Source organism: Duganella qianjiadongensis, assembly GCF_009857915.1.
GTDB lineage: Bacteria > Pseudomonadota > Gammaproteobacteria > Burkholderiales > Burkholderiaceae_D > Rugamonas > Rugamonas qianjiadongensis.
Genome location: NZ_WWCM01000005.1, coordinates 251,901 through 267,053, shown reverse-complemented (window position 1 = coordinate 267,053; position 15,153 = coordinate 251,901). Strand labels below are relative to the sequence as shown.

Annotated in this window: 15 protein-coding genes; 5 read left to right on the top strand and 10 right to left on the bottom strand. The window is 58.2% G+C overall.

What is annotated here, in order from left to right:
• Positions 1 to 35: 35 nt before the first annotated feature.
• Positions 36 to 353 carry a hypothetical protein gene (locus GTP27_RS09900; RefSeq protein ID WP_161039014.1) on the top strand — a complete coding sequence of 106 codons (318 nt, stop codon included), beginning with the start codon at positions 36 to 38 and terminating at the stop codon, positions 351 to 353.
• 95 nt (positions 354 to 448) lie between these two features.
• Here GTP27_RS09900 and GTP27_RS09895 read toward each other — a convergent pair whose 3' ends face one another.
• Both GTP27_RS09895 and GTP27_RS09890 read right to left on the bottom strand, forming a co-directional pair.
• Positions 449 to 631 (bottom strand): hypothetical protein, encoded by a 183-nt coding sequence (locus GTP27_RS09895; protein WP_161039013.1) that lies wholly within the window; start codon positions 629 to 631, stop codon positions 449 to 451.
• Entirely contained in the window at positions 628 to 849 is a 222-nt protein-coding gene (locus tag GTP27_RS09890) for a hypothetical protein (RefSeq protein WP_161039012.1), read from the bottom strand. Before GTP27_RS09890 ends, GTP27_RS09895 begins: the two co-directional genes overlap by 4 nt.
• 223 nt (positions 850 to 1,072) lie before the next feature.
• On the opposite strand from GTP27_RS09890, the gene GTP27_RS09885 reads away from it, so the two are divergent.
• Positions 1,073 to 1,384: a hypothetical protein gene (locus GTP27_RS09885; RefSeq protein WP_161039011.1), complete on the top strand. Its 312-nt coding sequence runs from the start codon at positions 1,073 to 1,075 to the stop codon at positions 1,382 to 1,384.
• Positions 1,385 to 1,504: 120 nt separating this feature from the next.
• Here the strand turns inward: GTP27_RS09885 and GTP27_RS09880 are convergent, their stop codons facing one another.
• Positions 1,505 to 2,773: a glucan 1,4-alpha-maltotetraohydrolase domain-containing protein gene (locus tag GTP27_RS09880; protein ID WP_161039010.1), complete on the bottom strand. Its 1,269-nt coding sequence runs from the start codon at positions 2,771 to 2,773 to the stop codon at positions 1,505 to 1,507.
• A gap of 397 nt (positions 2,774 to 3,170) precedes the next feature.
• On the opposite strand from GTP27_RS09880, the gene GTP27_RS09875 reads away from it, so the two are divergent.
• Positions 3,171 to 3,815 carry a hypothetical protein gene (locus GTP27_RS09875; RefSeq protein WP_161039009.1) on the top strand — a complete coding sequence of 215 codons (645 nt, stop codon included), beginning with the start codon at positions 3,171 to 3,173 and terminating at the stop codon, positions 3,813 to 3,815.
• A 57-nt stretch (positions 3,816 to 3,872) separates the two neighbouring features.
• Here GTP27_RS09875 and GTP27_RS09870 read toward each other — a convergent pair whose 3' ends face one another.
• Entirely contained in the window at positions 3,873 to 6,077 is a 2,205-nt protein-coding gene (locus tag GTP27_RS09870) for an OsmC domain/YcaO domain-containing protein (RefSeq protein ID WP_161039008.1), read from the bottom strand.
• Positions 6,078 to 6,381: 304 nt separating this feature from the next.
• Between GTP27_RS09870 and GTP27_RS09865 the strand changes: the two genes are divergently transcribed.
• Together GTP27_RS09865 and GTP27_RS09860 are read left to right on the top strand one after the other, a co-directional pair.
• Positions 6,382 to 7,995, top strand: a complete 1,614-nt coding sequence (locus GTP27_RS09865; protein ID WP_161039007.1) for a methyl-accepting chemotaxis protein — start codon at positions 6,382 to 6,384, stop codon at positions 7,993 to 7,995.
• Between the two features lie 110 nt (positions 7,996 to 8,105).
• Positions 8,106 to 8,894: a substrate-binding periplasmic protein gene (locus tag GTP27_RS09860; protein ID WP_161039006.1), complete on the top strand. Its 789-nt coding sequence runs from the start codon at positions 8,106 to 8,108 to the stop codon at positions 8,892 to 8,894.
• 30 nt (positions 8,895 to 8,924) lie between these two features.
• Here GTP27_RS09860 and GTP27_RS09855 read toward each other — a convergent pair whose 3' ends face one another.
• The 6 genes from GTP27_RS09855 to GTP27_RS09830 are packed head-to-tail and all read right to left on the bottom strand — an operon-like array spanning position 8,925 to position 15,098.
• A complete protein-coding gene (locus GTP27_RS09855; protein WP_161039005.1) occupies positions 8,925 to 10,325 on the bottom strand; it encodes a multicopper oxidase family protein in 1,401 nt (466 codons plus the stop codon).
• Positions 10,322 to 11,752 (bottom strand): TolC family protein, encoded by a 1,431-nt coding sequence (locus GTP27_RS09850; RefSeq protein ID WP_229633599.1) that lies wholly within the window; start codon positions 11,750 to 11,752, stop codon positions 10,322 to 10,324. The genes GTP27_RS09855 and GTP27_RS09850 overlap by 4 nt, the downstream gene beginning before the upstream one ends.
• Before the next feature lie 57 nt (positions 11,753 to 11,809).
• Positions 11,810 to 12,142 (bottom strand): hypothetical protein, encoded by a 333-nt coding sequence (locus GTP27_RS09845; RefSeq protein ID WP_161039004.1) that lies wholly within the window; start codon positions 12,140 to 12,142, stop codon positions 11,810 to 11,812.
• Positions 12,143 to 12,176: 34 nt separating this feature from the next.
• A complete protein-coding gene (fabI, locus tag GTP27_RS09840; RefSeq protein WP_161039003.1) occupies positions 12,177 to 12,953 on the bottom strand; it encodes an enoyl-ACP reductase FabI in 777 nt (258 codons plus the stop codon).
• Complete coding sequence (locus GTP27_RS09835) at positions 12,950 to 14,143, bottom strand: acetate/propionate family kinase (protein ID WP_161039002.1); 1,194 nt, start codon at positions 14,141 to 14,143, stop codon at positions 12,950 to 12,952. Before GTP27_RS09835 ends, fabI begins: the two co-directional genes overlap by 4 nt.
• Before the next feature lie 4 nt (positions 14,144 to 14,147).
• Positions 14,148 to 15,098 (bottom strand): phosphate acetyltransferase, encoded by a 951-nt coding sequence (locus GTP27_RS09830; protein WP_161039001.1) that lies wholly within the window; start codon positions 15,096 to 15,098, stop codon positions 14,148 to 14,150.
• Between the last annotated feature and the right edge of the window lie 55 nt (positions 15,099 to 15,153).

Genomic DNA, 15,153 nt, shown 5'->3' with positions numbered 1-15,153 from the left:
CTGCTACACTGGCGGTTTTAACAACAGGAGAGGTCATGGACGAAGAAATCCATGTGAAGCGATCAGGGCCAAGTGGCTGGGATACACCGGAGAATGTGGAGAAGATCATTTCAGCTCTCCCCGACATGCTTTCGGGCTTGCTGACGCAGTCCCAAGCAACGAATAAAGCAGCCACAGAGGCCGCGAATGTGATGCATAGCAGATTGGTCTGCCTTGCTGGTGTCGTCTGCGTTGGCGTTACCGCAGCGGCCCTCATGGCTGGATACCAGGGAAGATTCGATACCGCCGAAAAACTCCTTATCCCCCTCATAAGCTTTGCCGGCGGCTTTGGCCTCGCGTCGCGCACTAAGTGATTCGCAAAACTCCGCAAACTCGTCCGGATGCGCCTTGATCAGCTGCAAGATCAAGGCGCCAGCCACCGCCTCCCCCACTGCAACACCGATGGTCCTCATACCGGTGCTCCCACTGCTTCGATCTTGTTGAATGCGCGGCGCAACGCTCGCAGACGTGGTTTTAACAGCTTCGGAGACATCCTCACCTGGTCCTCGACCTTGTCAATTTCGATCAGTAACAGCACGGCGATAAGTCGAAGGTCAACTTCATCCAGTTCAACAACATAGCGGGCGCTCATACGCGCACCATGAACGGCAGGCCGTTGAGCTGGGCCAGCGCGTCATGCGCGGCGGCCAGTTGTTGTTCCAGATAGGGGGATTCCGGTTCGTCGCCGGTTGCCACGGTGGCCGCCAGCTGGGCGGTCAGCAGATCGATGCGGGTGCGCAGGCCGCGTACAACGGCGAAGCACTCAGCAGGGGAAAAGGTAGCTGTTTTGTAAGAAGTTGTGACAGACATACGGCCTCCTAGGGCAATGTTTCCCAGGGCAGAAAGCCGCACGGGAGCCGGTAGCTAACCGGTTTGCCCTAGGAAGGCGTTAAGATTTCCCGCGCGACAACGGCATCATAACTGCACAGTCTGCATATAGCAACGGTTTGCAGTCGTTGTATGTCGCACGCTGTGCAGTTATGCTACGCCCTATGCCGTCTATCCCTAGACGGCCTAGCCCTAGGAGAGCTACATGAAAACCACGGAATACCTGGATGCGGTCAAGGCGAAACTTGACCTTCCATCGGACTACGCACTGGCTAAATTGTTCGGAGTCGTAACGTCAACCATCATCGCCTACCGTCATGGCCGTTCGGCCTTTGGTATCGAAGTGTCAATGAAGGTCGGAGAGATTTTGGGAATTGACGGCCACGCCGTATATGCGGATGGTCAGATTGAGCGCGCAAAGAATGCTGCGCAGATGGACTTCTGGAAGGGAATTTCGGAAAAATTTTCCGTGTCTTTTCGTAACCTCCTATTGGGCTACGGCCCGCATGTAGCCTAGGTTTCATGCGCCAATAGGCAGTAAAAGGCCGAGCTTCGGAAAACGTAAATTATGCGAAATTCTGCCTAGCATGAGGATGCGTGACCTGCTGGTCACGCATCCCTCCGTATTCAACATAATTTACTGCATCCACACAGCGTAATTATTCCCCGAAGTCATCAGCTTCCAGCCACCGCCCGGCGACCAGCTATTCGGGCCGATCTTCATAGCCAGCTTACCGCTATTGCCAGTGATAATGGCCGCGTACAGACCCTGAGTCGCCTGCTGGATGGCAACTGGCGACGTCGATGTCACGTCGGCCGCCTTGCGTGCACCGATCAGCGCTCGGATCGGCGTCTCCAGACTCCAGTTATAGATGTGCGGATAAAAGACGCTGGGAATTCCCGGGTGCGTCAACACATAAGCGTATCCTTCCATCACCGAACCGCATGGCACGGGCCACAGATTCTGGCCGCTGCCGCAACTCTCTGCCGGACCGGTGTCATGATTATCAACGAAGGTCACCGACATGGCCGGCCACCAGCCGATAGCGCCCGCCGGCTTGCCCGACGTGTCCTTCAGGCGCCAATAGTTGCCGTTGGCCAGCGCATCATTCAGTATGCCCTTGGTGGTGAAATCGAACGCGCCGCAGTTATTCCCGGTGCCGTTGATCCAGTCCATGATGGCCTGACGGTTCGCATTCAGATTGTTCAAGTCGAAGGTATCCGGCCACATCTCGCCCACGCACAATTGTGCGCCAAACGCATCGGCATACTGCCCCGCGTATTGGGCGCCGAAGCCTTTAACGTAATCAAAGCGGATACCGCTGAAACCAACCGGCTTCAGCACATTGTTAAGCCAGGACGTGATGCCGTTCTGGACTTCCGCCACATTCTTGTGGTCAAGATCACGCGCCGCGCTGAAGCCCTGGCCGGTATCGGGATTGCCCCAGCCACAATAGCATTCGTCATTGTTGACGATCGTATATTGCGACCACGTAGGATTGGTGAAGTCATACCATCCGGTCGAGCCCACCCTATGATTGACGACAAGGTCGACCACCGCGCGTATGCCACGGCTAGTCATGGCCGACACCGCTGCCTGCAGTTCGGCACTGCTGCCGTACGATGAATTCAGACTGTTGAGCTGCCTTGGCATATAGCCTTGGCTTGCCGACGAATCGGACGGTGGCGGGAACCAGACGTGGGTAAATCCCAGACTCTGGATATCGGACGCCTTGCCAGCGAGCGTGTTGTACCAGCTTGGATAGGCATAATTGGCCGAATTCCAGTGAAAACCCTGCAACAATATTGCGCGGCTGCCTACGGCCTGTTCGGGTGGTGTCACAGCGTCGCTGGCGGTGCTGAGAAGCAAGGCCAAGGACGCCATGAGGAAAAATTTCTGACGCATGTAGTCTCCTGATAGTTGTAGTAGTACTGAACTAATCGGCGGAGCGTTGATATAGTTGTTCTCCGTCAAATTAGCAGAACAACCATGCTTGCAAGCGAAAAATGGAATTTGCGCTAGATCAGCGAAACATCAAATAATTGGTTTGATTACACGAATCCCTGTGGCCGGTCGCATGGTGGTGGCGCGTGATGGAAGCCCTGCGGTATGGCGTAAGTGCAGTGGCCGCATGTTCATACCCTGTCGGCAGGTCTTACAGAGCAGATTCTGTAGACACCGAGCTGCGCTGATAAGCCCATAAAATCAGCACCTTATTACCATTTGCATGAATATTGCGTGTCGATCCGGCGGGTGTCAGGCACTGGCACATTCATTTAACCAGCTGTGACGGGAGGCAATCATGCGCAGGATACTTCTGATAATTGGTGTAATGATCTTCATGTTGAGCAATAGATGTCTGGCTCTTCCCATCAACTCGAATTTGTTGAAAATCACCAGCGTTTCCTTCTCACCTAAGACGCTGGATATACCCACCGGATTCTTTTGCGGAGGCTCTTGCGGTTTTACTTCAGCAGTGCCTTTTTTGCTGCGCGTCGGCCTGCGTGCCAACATCAACTACCCGGTAGAACTCCAGATTACCGAGGCGGATATGGGTATCGTGGAAAAAGATGAGTTCTTCGATGATCCGGCAGGCACTTATATACAGACGACCAATCTGCCCCGATTTACCAATGCAAATCAATTGGCTTTCATAAATTTCGGCATCAATATAGACCCCACGACCCTCAATAGCCTCTGCGCCCTGGGCTGCAGATCCAATGCAGGCTATCTGGCCGAACTTGGCGCACTGGAGTTCAATGCATTTTTCCAATTCAAATTCGAGCTGACTTCAGCCCTGAATCCGAATTACAGACTGGAATTCATGACACCGGTTTATGATGCCGCCCGCCCGATTCCTCTGCCCGCTACCTTAGGCTTAGTGCTGACGGGCCTGTTGTCTGTCTGGATTTTGTTGAAAGGCACAGCAGCGAACCTGCGCCGCTAGCAGTGTGCAACCTTGGCAGCACACTGCTAGCGAGCACAGCCCATAGCGCCCTCGCCTTTAGCTCTTGCTGGCGGCGTAGCTGGCGCGCGCGCTATGCAGTTTTTTGTAGCTGTCGAGCAGACGCTGGTGACGGTCCAGGCCTTCGAGCTGCATGCTGGTCGGCGTCAGGCCATGGAACTTGACGCTACCGTCCAGCGAGCCCAGTACAGCATCCATGCGTGGCTGTCCAAACATGCGGCGGAAATTGGCTTCGTAGTCGGCCATTTCGAGTTCGTCGTCCAGTTCAACCTCCAGCGCCGCATTCAGTGCCTGGTAGAACAGGCGACGCTCCACCGTATTGTCGTTGTATTGCAGGAATGCGCCCACCAGATCATGGGCGTCTTCCAACTGGCCCAGCGCCAGATGAATCAGCAGTTTCAGTTCCAGCACAGTCAGTTGGCCCCAATCCGTATTTTCATCAAATTCGATGCCGATCAGGGTTGCTATATCGCCATACTCGTCCAGTTCATTGTTCTCCAGACGGTCCAGCAACGCTTCCAGCGCTGCGTCATCGAGACGGTGCAGATTCAGCACATCCTCGCGGAACAGCAAAGCCTTGTTGGTGTTGTCCCACACCAGATCTTCTACCGGATACACTTCCGAATAGCCGGGCACCAGTATGCGGCAGGTTACCGCGCCCAGTTCATCATAGACAGCCATGTAGGATTCTTTGCCCATGCCGGCCAGAATGCCGAACATGGCAGCGGCTTCCTCGGCATTGGCATCCGCCCCCTGCGCCGTGAAATCCCATTCTACGAAGTCGTAGTCGGCCTTGGCACTAAAGAAGCGCCACGATACCAGACCACTCGAATCAATAAAGTGCTCGACAAAATTGTTAGGTTCCGTCACGGCATTGCTGGTGAAGGTAGGCGGCGGTAGATCGTTCAGGCCTTCGAAACTACGTCCCTGCAGCAACTCCGTCAGGCTGCGTTCAAGCGCCACTTCGAAGCTAGGATGGGCGCCAAACGAGGCAAATACCCCGCCCGTACGGGGATTCATCAGCGTCACACACATCACCGGATACTGGCCGCCGAGCGAGGCATCCTTCACCAGCACAGGGAAACCTTGTTCCTCCAGTCCCTGTATGCCGGCCACGATGCCCGGGTACTTGGCCAGGACTTCCGGCGGCACGTCCGGCAAGGCGATCTCGCCTTCCAGAATTTCCCGTTTAACCGCCCTCTCGAAGATTTCCGACAGACATTGCACCTGTGCTTCAGCCAGCGTATTGCCTGCACTCATGCCATTGCTGACAAACAGATTTTCGATCAGGTTACTCGGGAAATACACCGTCGCGCCATCGGACTGGCGCACATACGGCAAGCAACAGATGCCGCGTGCCACATTGCCCGAGTTGGTATCGATCAGATGCGAACCGCGCAGTTCGCCATCAGCGTTGTAGATATCCAGACAGTATTCATCGAGTATTTCTTTAGGCAAGGCATCTTTACGCCCCGGCTTGAACCAGCGTTCAGTCGGGTAATGAACGAATTCGGCGTTGGCGATCTCTACGCCCCAGTAGGATCCGGCATAGAAATGGTTGCAGCTGGTACGTTCGATGTATTCGCCCAGCGCCGAAGCCAGTGCACTTTCCTTGGTCGAGCCCTTGCCGTTAGTGAAGCACATCGGTGAATGGGCGTCGCGGATATGCAGCGACCACACATTCGGCACGATATTGCGCCACGACGCGATTTCGATCTTGATGCCGATCTCGGCAAGCAGCCCCGACATATTGGCGATGGTCTGTTCCAGCGGCAAATCCTTGCCGGGAATATAGGTTGCCACATCGGTATCCGGTTTCAGCGTCAGCAGCGACTGTGCGTCGGCATCGAGATTCTCCACCTCCTCGATGACGAATTCAGGGCCGGTCTGCACCACTTTCTTCACCGTGCAACGGTCGATGGAGCGCAAGATGCCTTCGCGGTCCTTGGCCGAGATATCGGGCGGCAGCTCTACCTGGATTTTGAATATCTGCTGATAGCGGTTTTCCGGATCAACAATATTATTCTGTGACAGACGAATATTTTCAGTTGGAATATTGCGCGTATTGCAATACAACTTCACGAAATAGGCAGCACACAGGGCCGACGAAGCGAGAAAATAGTCGAACGGGCCCGGTGCCGAGCCATCGCCCTTGTAGCGGATGGGCTGATCGGCGATCACCGTAAAATCATCGAATTTAGCTTCGAGACGTAGCTTATCGAGAAAGTTGACTTTAATTTCCATGTGCGGCTTCCAGACAGTGCAAAAATTGATTTGGCCGCCATTATCGGTGGTTTTGCCCGCAAAGCCTAGGCAAGAGTGCCTGCGCTAGCGAGCCTCGCTAACTTCCATATCGAAACCAGCACATATTCAGCCATACCGCTACTAACGGCCACGACAGATTGCTAGCACACTCCGACGATAATTCAAGTAAATTAATTTGTGTTGCTTCTGCGCCAGTGTGAGGAATGGAGATATTTGTTCCCCTACCCCAACCTTAATATCCAACGCTCAATGGCAGTTTTTTTAGGGGGTAGTGATGCGGAATATGAATATAGCCAAGCGGCTGAGCCTCGGTTTCGGTCTGGTCTGTGCCTTGCTGGGCATGGTCATTGTCCTAGGACTGGCATGCATGCGCGAGATCCAGCAGCGCATGGAAGAAATTACCAAGGTCAACGATGTGGAAACCCAGCTCGCCCAGACGCTGGATCTGACGGTGACAGAGCGTGCACTGGCATTGCGCAATCTGATACTGCTAAAAGAAACCAAGGAAATCCAGATCGAAGTGAAACGGATCACGGATCAGGATGCCAAATATGCGGCCAACCTGAACAAGCTCAGCCAGATGTTCAGCGCCGAAGTTAACACCACGCCGGAAGAAAAGCAGCTGCTCGACAACATACGCAAGCAAGGCGAGCTAGCCCGCCCTTTCATTGCCCGTGCGCAAGAAATGGCCTTGAATCAGCAACAGGATGACGCTTACAAACTGCTGCGCTACGAATTCCGCCCTATCCAGAAAAAATGGTGGGAACTGATCCGCCAGCTGGTGGCACTGGAACAGAAACAGAATACCGAAGCAGTGGCCAATGCCGAAGCGGCCTACGACAGCGCGCGCCAGCGCATGCTGGTGCTGGGCGGGCTGACGTTGCTGTGCAGTCTGGTATCAGGCTGGATGATCACCCGCAGCATCGTCCGGCAGCTGGGCTGCGAGCCGGATCAGGCGGCCGCGATAGCCTCGGAAATTGCGGCGGGCAATCTGCAGGTCGCTATTCATGCACGCAGCGACGATAACAGCAGCCTGCTCTACGCCATGCAGTCCATGCGCGACGGCCTGAGCCGCATCGTCGGCCAGGTTCAGAACAGCAGCGCCACCATCGCCAGCGCCGCGGGGCAGATCGCCTCCGGCAATCTCGATCTATCGTCGCGCACCGAGCGGCAAGCCACGACGCTCGAAGAAACGGCGTCCTCGATGGAAGAACTGACCGGTACCGTGCGCCTGAACTCTGATCGTGCGCGTGAGGCCAATGTTCTGGCCGAATCCGCCTCGACAGTCGCTGGGCGTGGCGGTGCCGTCGTGGCGCAGGTGGTCAATACCATGGCCGCCATCGACAACTCTGCACGCAAAATTGTCGACATCATTTCCGTCATCGACAGCATCGCTTTCCAGACCAATATTCTGGCGCTGAATGCCGCCGTCGAAGCCGCACGCGCAGGCGAACAGGGCCGGGGGTTTGCCGTTGTCGCAAGCGAGGTCAGAACACTCGCCCAGCGCAGCGCCGCTGCCGCCAAAGAGATCAAGGAACTGATAGGCGACTCCGTCGACAAGGTACAGGCAGGCAACCGGCTCGTTGAAGAGGCGGGCGCCACCATGAACGAGGTGGTGGACAGCGTCAAGCGGGTTACCGACATCATGGGCGAGATCATGCAGGCCAGCCATGAACAGTCCGCCGGCATAGAACAGATTACCGAAGCGGTGACCCAGATGGATGACGTTACCCAGCAGAACGCTGCGCTGGTAGAACAGGCCGCCGCCGCAGCGCAGGCCATGCAGGAACAGGTCCATAGCCTGAATGAAGCCGTCGGGGTATTCCGCCTCGATGGACTGGTACGCCGCACTCCGCGTGCCGGTGGCGGAATGCGTCCTGCCGCACTGCTCGCTTGAAATTAACTTGCAACAATTATGTGACTGTTTTTGAAGAAAAAAGTGGATTGCTGCCTCTAAAGAAGCATTGAGTGCGTGAAATTTGCTAATGTTCCGCTAAACTTGCGGGCATGAACTATTTGCATGCTTTGTTAAATAACTTTTACGGCAACGCCGGGCTACGTCTGCTATCGCTCGTTTTACTCGTCTTTCCGCCAGCGCAGGCGGCTGCACCTTTGCAACTGGTCACAGCCGCTCTGCCCCCTTTTTCCTTTGAAGAACATGGCCTGGCCCGTGGCATCGCCGTGGACCTCGTGAAAGAAGCTTTCCTGCGTCTGAAAGTACCCATCAGCATCGTTTTCATGCCCATGACGCGCGCCCAGACCATGATGTCCAGCGGCAGTGCCGACGCGGTATTTCCGCTGGCGTTCAAAGAGGAGCGGCTAGCCTACATCAGCTATCCGCATGAAAAACTGGTCGAAGATCGTATTTCCTTCTTCGTCAGGCAGGATTCCGACATACGTTTTGAAGGCGATATCGGCAAACTGGGCCAGTACACCTTCGGCGTCGAACGGGGGGCCGTGTATGGCAGCAACTTTACCCAGGCACTGCTGACAGGCCAGATTAGGAAAACCGATGAAGCCGCTACGCAGGCACAGAACCTGGCCAAACTGGTGGGAAAACGCTTCGATATTGCAGTTGGGCCTAGGCTGGTCATGCAGTATTCCGCTGAAGTATCAGGCAATGGCAATGCCGTAAAAGAACTCAAACCCTCGGTTGATCTGGGTCTGGTGGCCTACCTCGGCTTTTCGCGCCAGAGGGACCACGCGGCACTCATCGCCCGATACGACAAAGTGATGCAGGACATGCGCAAGGATGGGACTTACGACCGCATCCTGCGCACCTACACGCGCCGCTAGCCCTGCGGACTGGCGGCGCACTATCCGCCGTCAATGCCCGCTGTGGCCCTCATGTCCAGCCGGCTTACGCACAGTGACTTCTATTTCCTCCACTTTGCGTGCCGGCATAGCCGCGCGGCCAGCATCATACTGACGCGTGGCTGCCGGCAATTCGCCCGTCCATTCATAGGCCAGCGTGCCCGGCGGATGCTGATACCAGCCCGGATCGCTGTAATCGCCCCGCTTCTGCTCCTTGCGCACCTTGAGCACGGTGAACATCCCCCCCATCTCCACTCCGCCGAAGGGTCCCTCGCCTGTCATCATGGGCAAAGTGTTCTCTGGCAAGGGCATCTGCATGCCGCCCATGGAACCGCCCTTGTCACCCATGGCCATGTAACCGGGCACGATGCGGTTGATCTTCTCGGCGATGCCGTCATGATCGACGCCTATCATGCTGGGCACGTTATGCCCCATGGCATTCATGGTGTGGTGCGATTTATGACAATGCAGTGCCCAGTCGCCCGGTTCGGTAGCGTGGAATTCGATGGCACGCATCTGTCCCACACCGATATCGGTGGTCACTTCAGGCCAGCGCGCCGTCGGCGATACCCAGCCGCCATCCGTACCGGTCACGACAAATTCATGGCCATGCATGTGCAGCGGGTGGTTAGTCATGGTCAGATTGCCTACCCGTATGCGCACCTTGTCGCCCTGCCTTACGGGTAGCGTATCGATGCCGGGGAATACACGGCTATTAAACGTCCACAGATTGAAATCGAGCATGGTGTTCGGCTTCGGTTTGTAGCTGCCCGGGTCGATATCGAAGGCACTCAGCAGGAACACGAAATCACGGTCTACCGCCTGCTGGCGGTAGTCTTTCGGGTGGGTGACCCAGAAGCCCATCATGCCCATGGCCATCTGGGTCATTTCATCGGCGTGGGGGTGGTACATGAACTGGCCGGGCCGCGTGGCCACAAATTCGTACACATAGGTTTTACCCGGCGCGATGCCGGGCTGGGTCAGGCCGGTGACGCCATCCATGCCGTTCGGCACACGCAGACCATGCCAGTGCACGCTGGTATGCTCGGGCAGCCTGTTGGTAACGAAGATGCGCACGCGATCGCCTTCCACTACCTCGATGGTTGGGCCAGGCGACTGGCCGTTGTAACCCCACAGATGCGCCTTCATGCCGGGCGCCATTTCGCGCACTACCGGTTCGGCCACCAGATGGAACTCCTTGACCCCGTCGCGCATACGCCACGGCAGCGACCAGCCGTTCAGCGTTACCACGGGGTTGAAGTGGCGACCGTTGGACGGCGCCGGTGGAACATGCGTATCGGCACTGCCCATCAGCACCGCTTCCGGCAAGCTCGCTGCAGCCACCTTGCTCACTGCCGTCGCACTGACGGCGGCGGCACCCGCGCCCTTGAAAAAATCACGCCGCGTAATCATGGCTGGCTCCTGTTCTCGTTGCTACCGCCATGAATAGCGGCCTGTAAGCTGGTTTCCGCGATCCAGAAGTCGCGCTGGGAATTTATGGCACCGTTGACGGCCGCAAGCTGCTCGCGTGCATCAGACAGCAGTTCGAATACGCTGGCCAGCATGCCGTTGTAGCGCAGCAGAACTTCATCAGCGATCTGCTTGCGTAGCGGCACCACATGGTCCTGATAATTGCGCGCAATTTCGTACTGGCTCTGGTAAGCGGAATACGCCACCCGCACCTGCGAGCGGGCCTGTAGCGCGACATCGGCGGCATGGTACACGCTCTGCATATAGCTGGCCTGTGCACCCGCTCTGCGGGCAGTGCCCCAGTCAAACAGCGGCAATTCCAGCGACACTTCGTAGCCTTTCTCGCGCGGAGTGCCCCTGCTGCGCTTGTCGGCATAGCCAAGCTCGAACACGTTTACGAAGCTGGTGGTCTGGCTCAGGCCCAGCGCCTGCGCACTGGCAGCACTGGCAGCGCGGGCCGCCAGCACATCGAGACGGCTAGCCAAGGCCTGCGCCTCGGCATCGCGCATGGCCAGCGCCTGCTGCGGCATCTCAGGTAGACGAGCCGGCAACAGCACCGTGGTATCGTTGCTGCCCATTCCCAGCAGCCGCAGGAGCGCTTCGCGGCTGGCGAGCGCCTCGTGGCGCGCGCGCAGCAGCTGGCTGGTCGCTTCGTGCTGGAATGCAGTTTCCCGCGCCTGATCGAGCCGGCTCCAGTTGCCTGCCTTGGCCATGCGCTCGGCCAGCTGGCCGGAAGCCTGGGCAGCAAGTGCCACCTGCTCGGCAAACTCCTGCGACTGTATGGCAGCGACCGCAGTAAAGTAGGCAATACGGGTATCGCTGGCCAGCTGCAAGGCACGGCTGGCCACGCTGTATCGGGTCTGTTCGAAACGGTGCTGCTCCATGCGGCGGCGCTGCGGCATGGTCAGCAAGCCGGCCAGATCGAACATCACGCTGCGGTCGATCTCGGCCTCACCACCACCGCTGACGCGGCCAAAGCTGAACGACGGGTTGCGCAAACGCCCGGCCTGCACCAGCTCGGCCTCGGCTATCCCTAGCTCGGCCAGCGTGGCTTTCAGACCGCTGTTGTTGAGCAAAGCCAGCTGCACAGCCGTATCGGCTGTCAGAGGCTGGGCCAGTAGCCCCTGTATCTGGGCTGTCTGGTCGGCTACACGCTGGAACTGCACTGGCTGGCCCAGACGCTTGCTGGTCAATTCGGCTACCTCGCCATAACCGCTATCAGCCGATAGCGAAGCGCAGCCAGTCAGCAATATAAAAGGCAGCAACACGGCAGCACGCCACCTGACAGTGGACTGTGGGCGACGCGCACTACGCTGAGCCGGTGCGGCAGCGCCGTCTGTCGCGCGCTGCGGCAAACTCATTGTATTCATGGATTTCCTTCAATAATGTCGGGATACGGGCGCACAGCCCGCGACTACGGCAGAATTTCAGGCAGATTGGGGAGGCCGTTCCAGCGTGGCAGGAATGTGGCCGCACATGGCCGGATCAGCGGCTAGCGGAACGGGCGCTGACAGCGTGGTCAGCAGCAGGTCCGTCGCTAGCGGCGCGCCCAGCACACTGGCACAGGCTGTGCAGTGGCTGCATTTGGCATGGGCATGCGGGTCAGGCGCTTTCTTCTGCTGGCCAGCTTCGGGGGCGCAATGGGCACTGTGCTGCACCGGCTGGCTCAGCTGCACGCACGGCAGCATGGAAGCAGCGCCGCCCTGCAGAGGCAGGGCGACGATCAACAGCCATAACAGAAAGCGGAGTACGGGACGCATGGCCGGTATGTTACACCTTCCCACGACAGCAAGGTCAAGCGATGATGTTCAGACCGCCATCGATATAGACCGTACTACCCGTCAGGTGACGGGCCAACGGCGAAGCGAGATAGGCGCAGGTATTGCCCACATCTTCGATATCGACCAGCTCGCCCAGTGGCGCGCGGTTCAGCGCATCGCTCAGCAGACGGTCGAATTCCTTCAGGCCAGATGCTGCGCGGGTTTGCAGCGGGCCGGGCGAAATAGCGTGCACCCGTATGCCTTTCGGCCCCAGTTCATACGCCAGATAGCGGCAGGCCGATTCGAGCGCCGCCTTGACCGGCCCCATCAGATTGTAGTTGGGCACAACCTTCTCCGCACCATGGTAACTCATGGCGAACATGGCACCGCCCTGCTCCATCAGCGGCGCAGCCAGCTTTGCCATGCGCAGGAAGGAGTGGCAGGAGATATCCATGGCCGTCAGAAAACCGGCTAGCGAAGAGTCTATCAGGCCGCCCTGCAGGTCCGCCTTGGGAGCGAATGCGATCGAATGCACCAGTATATCGAGCTTGCCCTGCTGGGCCAGCGTGGCAAACAGCGCTTCCATCTGCTCTGGCTGGGTCACATCGAGCGGCAGCAACTGCGCATCGATAGACTGGGCCAGCGGTTCGACATGGGGTTTGGCCTTGTCGTTCTGATAGGTCAGCACCACTTCCGCGCCCAGCTTGCGGAATGCCAGCGCGCAGCCCCAGGCGATCGAATGTTCATTGGCCACGCCCACTACCAGCGCGCGTTTGCCTGTCAAAATAGGATAAACAGTTTGTGTAGTCATAGCGGCTCCAGTAAGTCTTGCGTATGTTGGGCTATCATCAGTTCTTCGTTGGCAGGCACTACCCACACGGCCACACGGCTGCTGTCCGCGCTGATGCGGCGTATGCCGTGTCCGGACGCTGCGTTGGCGCTGGCATCGAGCTGCACGCCCAGCCACGCGGCTTGCGCGCACACCGCCGCGCGCAGGCTGGCGCTGTTTTCGCCTATGCCGCCGGAAAATACCAGCGCATCGAGCCCGCCCAGTGCTGCGCTCAGGGAACCCAGTTCGCGGCCTATACGGTAGACCATCAGATCGATTGCCTGCCGCGCGCGCGGATCACTGCTCTGTTCCAGCGTGCGCATATCCGAGGCTATGCCGGAAACGCCTAGCAGGCCCGATTCCTGGTACAGCATTTTCTGCACGGCGGCCACACTCATGCCCAGTTCGTCGATTAGATACAGCACCACACCGGGATCCAGCGCGCCGCAGCGCGTGCCCATAGGCAGTCCGTCCACTGCGGTAAAGCCCATGGTACTGGCCACGCTGCGGCCGGCATGGATAGCGCACATGCTGGCGCCATTGCCGAGGTGCGCAGCGACCACGCGGGCCTGCGCCAGCGTGGCATCGACCGTGGGCAGGCTGAGCGCAATATATTCATACGACAGGCCATGGAAGCCGTAACGCCGCACGCCCTGCCCGGTGATACGCTGCGGCAGCGCAAACGACTGTGCTGCGGCAGGCTGGCCCACGTGGAAGGCGGTATCGAAACAGCCCACCTGTGGCAGCTCGGGCGCCAGCGCCATCATGGCGCGCACCGGCGCCAGATTGTGCGGCAGATGCAGCGGCGCCAGCGGTATCAGCTTTTCCAGCTGGGCCAGCACCGCGCCATCGAGCCGCCTTGGGCCACTGTAATGTACGCCGCCATGTACGATGCGATGGCCCACCGCCACCACCTGATGGCCGTCCAGATGGCTGTCGGCAAACTCGAACAGAAAGCGCATGGCCGCTTCGTGATCGAGCGGCGCCTCGGCCCAATGACGTTCGCCTATGCTGTTTTCCTGCGCATCTACGGCAGCAAAATGGGTAATGCCGCTATACAGATTTTCTATCTTGCCGCGGAAAGTCAGTTCCAGTTGCGCGCCGCTGTAGAGCGAAAACTTGATGCTCGACGAGCCGGCGTTGATCACCACGATACTTTCATTCGGGCGCATAGGCTCAGCCTCCCATCACGCGGCCAGTGGCCAGTGCACTGCGCGCCATCAGCACGGCCACCGCGCAGGAGGCCAGACGGGCCGTCACCGAATCTGCCCGGCTGGTCAGAATGATGGGCACGCGTGCCCCCAGCACGATGCCCGCTGCTGCCGCACCCGCCATGAAGGTCAGGCTCTTGGCCAGCATATTGCCAGCTTCCAGATCCGGCGCCAGCAGGATGTTGGCCTGTCCGGCAACCGGCGAAACCAGATGTTTGATCTGCGCCGCTTCGGGATCGATGGCGTTGTCCATGGCCAGCGGGCCATCGAGAATAGCGCCGGTAATCTGGCCGCGGTCCGCCATTTTGCACAGGGCCGCTGCATCGATGGTCGATGGCATACGTGCGCTCACGGTTTCCACCGCCGCCAGTATCGCCACCTTGACGGGATCGAACTTGAGCACATGGGCCAGATCGATCGCGTTCTGGATGATATCGACTTTATCTGCCAGCGTCGGCGTGATATTGACCGCTGCATCCGTGATGATCAACGGTTCGCTACGGCCCGGCACATCCATGACGAAACAGTGGCTGAGGCGGCGGTTAGTGCGCAGCCCCGTCTCGCTGGCCACCACGGCACCCATCAGTTCATCCGTGTGCAGGCTGCCTTTCATCAGCACGCTGGCCTTGCCTTCACGTATCAGCTCCACCGCCCGCATGGCCGAATCGTGGCTATGTTCGGTGTCGACCATAGGCAGCGCCGAAATATCGAGCCCGGCCTCCTGCGCCGCCTGACGGATGCGCGCCTCTGGCCCCACCAGAATCGGACTGATCAAGCCCATGCTGGCAGCATCGAGCGCAGCTTCCAGTGCATGCCGGTCACAGGCATGAGCCACGGCCACGGTGGCAGGACCGGACTTGCGGGCAGCGGCAATCAGAATTTCATAATAAGGGTGCGGCACACTGGGTGAATTCATTATTTCTCCGTCACTATTTACGTGGCAATGCTAGCAAGATATAAGAATATTGCAA

What these genes read in the sequence shown, in the direction of transcription:
- GTP27_RS09900 (WP_161039014.1), top strand. Translation starts at nt 36, where the DNA reads ATGGACGAAGAAATCCATGTGAAGCGATCAGGGCCAAGTGGCTGGGAT.
- GTP27_RS09895 (WP_161039013.1), bottom strand. Translation starts at nt 631, where the DNA reads ATGAGCGCCCGCTATGTTGTTGAACTGGATGAAGTTGACCTTCGACTT.
- GTP27_RS09890 (WP_161039012.1), bottom strand. Translation starts at nt 849, where the DNA reads ATGTCTGTCACAACTTCTTACAAAACAGCTACCTTTTCCCCTGCTGAG.
- GTP27_RS09885 (WP_161039011.1), top strand. Translation starts at nt 1,073, where the DNA reads ATGAAAACCACGGAATACCTGGATGCGGTCAAGGCGAAACTTGACCTT.
- GTP27_RS09880 (WP_161039010.1), bottom strand. Translation starts at nt 2,773, where the DNA reads ATGCGTCAGAAATTTTTCCTCATGGCGTCCTTGGCCTTGCTTCTCAGC.
- GTP27_RS09875 (WP_161039009.1), top strand. Translation starts at nt 3,171, where the DNA reads ATGCGCAGGATACTTCTGATAATTGGTGTAATGATCTTCATGTTGAGC.
- GTP27_RS09870 (WP_161039008.1), bottom strand. Translation starts at nt 6,077, where the DNA reads ATGGAAATTAAAGTCAACTTTCTCGATAAGCTACGTCTCGAAGCTAAA.
- GTP27_RS09865 (WP_161039007.1), top strand. Translation starts at nt 6,382, where the DNA reads ATGAATATAGCCAAGCGGCTGAGCCTCGGTTTCGGTCTGGTCTGTGCC.
- GTP27_RS09860 (WP_161039006.1), top strand. Translation starts at nt 8,106, where the DNA reads ATGAACTATTTGCATGCTTTGTTAAATAACTTTTACGGCAACGCCGGG.
- GTP27_RS09855 (WP_161039005.1), bottom strand. Translation starts at nt 10,325, where the DNA reads ATGATTACGCGGCGTGATTTTTTCAAGGGCGCGGGTGCCGCCGCCGTC.
- GTP27_RS09850 (WP_229633599.1), bottom strand. Translation starts at nt 11,752, where the DNA reads ATGAATACAATGAGTTTGCCGCAGCGCGCGACAGACGGCGCTGCCGCA.
- GTP27_RS09845 (WP_161039004.1), bottom strand. Translation starts at nt 12,142, where the DNA reads ATGCGTCCCGTACTCCGCTTTCTGTTATGGCTGTTGATCGTCGCCCTG.
- fabI (WP_161039003.1), bottom strand. Translation starts at nt 12,953, where the DNA reads ATGACTACACAAACTGTTTATCCTATTTTGACAGGCAAACGCGCGCTG.
- GTP27_RS09835 (WP_161039002.1), bottom strand. Translation starts at nt 14,143, where the DNA reads ATGCGCCCGAATGAAAGTATCGTGGTGATCAACGCCGGCTCGTCGAGC.
- GTP27_RS09830 (WP_161039001.1), bottom strand. Translation starts at nt 15,098, where the DNA reads ATGAATTCACCCAGTGTGCCGCACCCTTATTATGAAATTCTGATTGCC.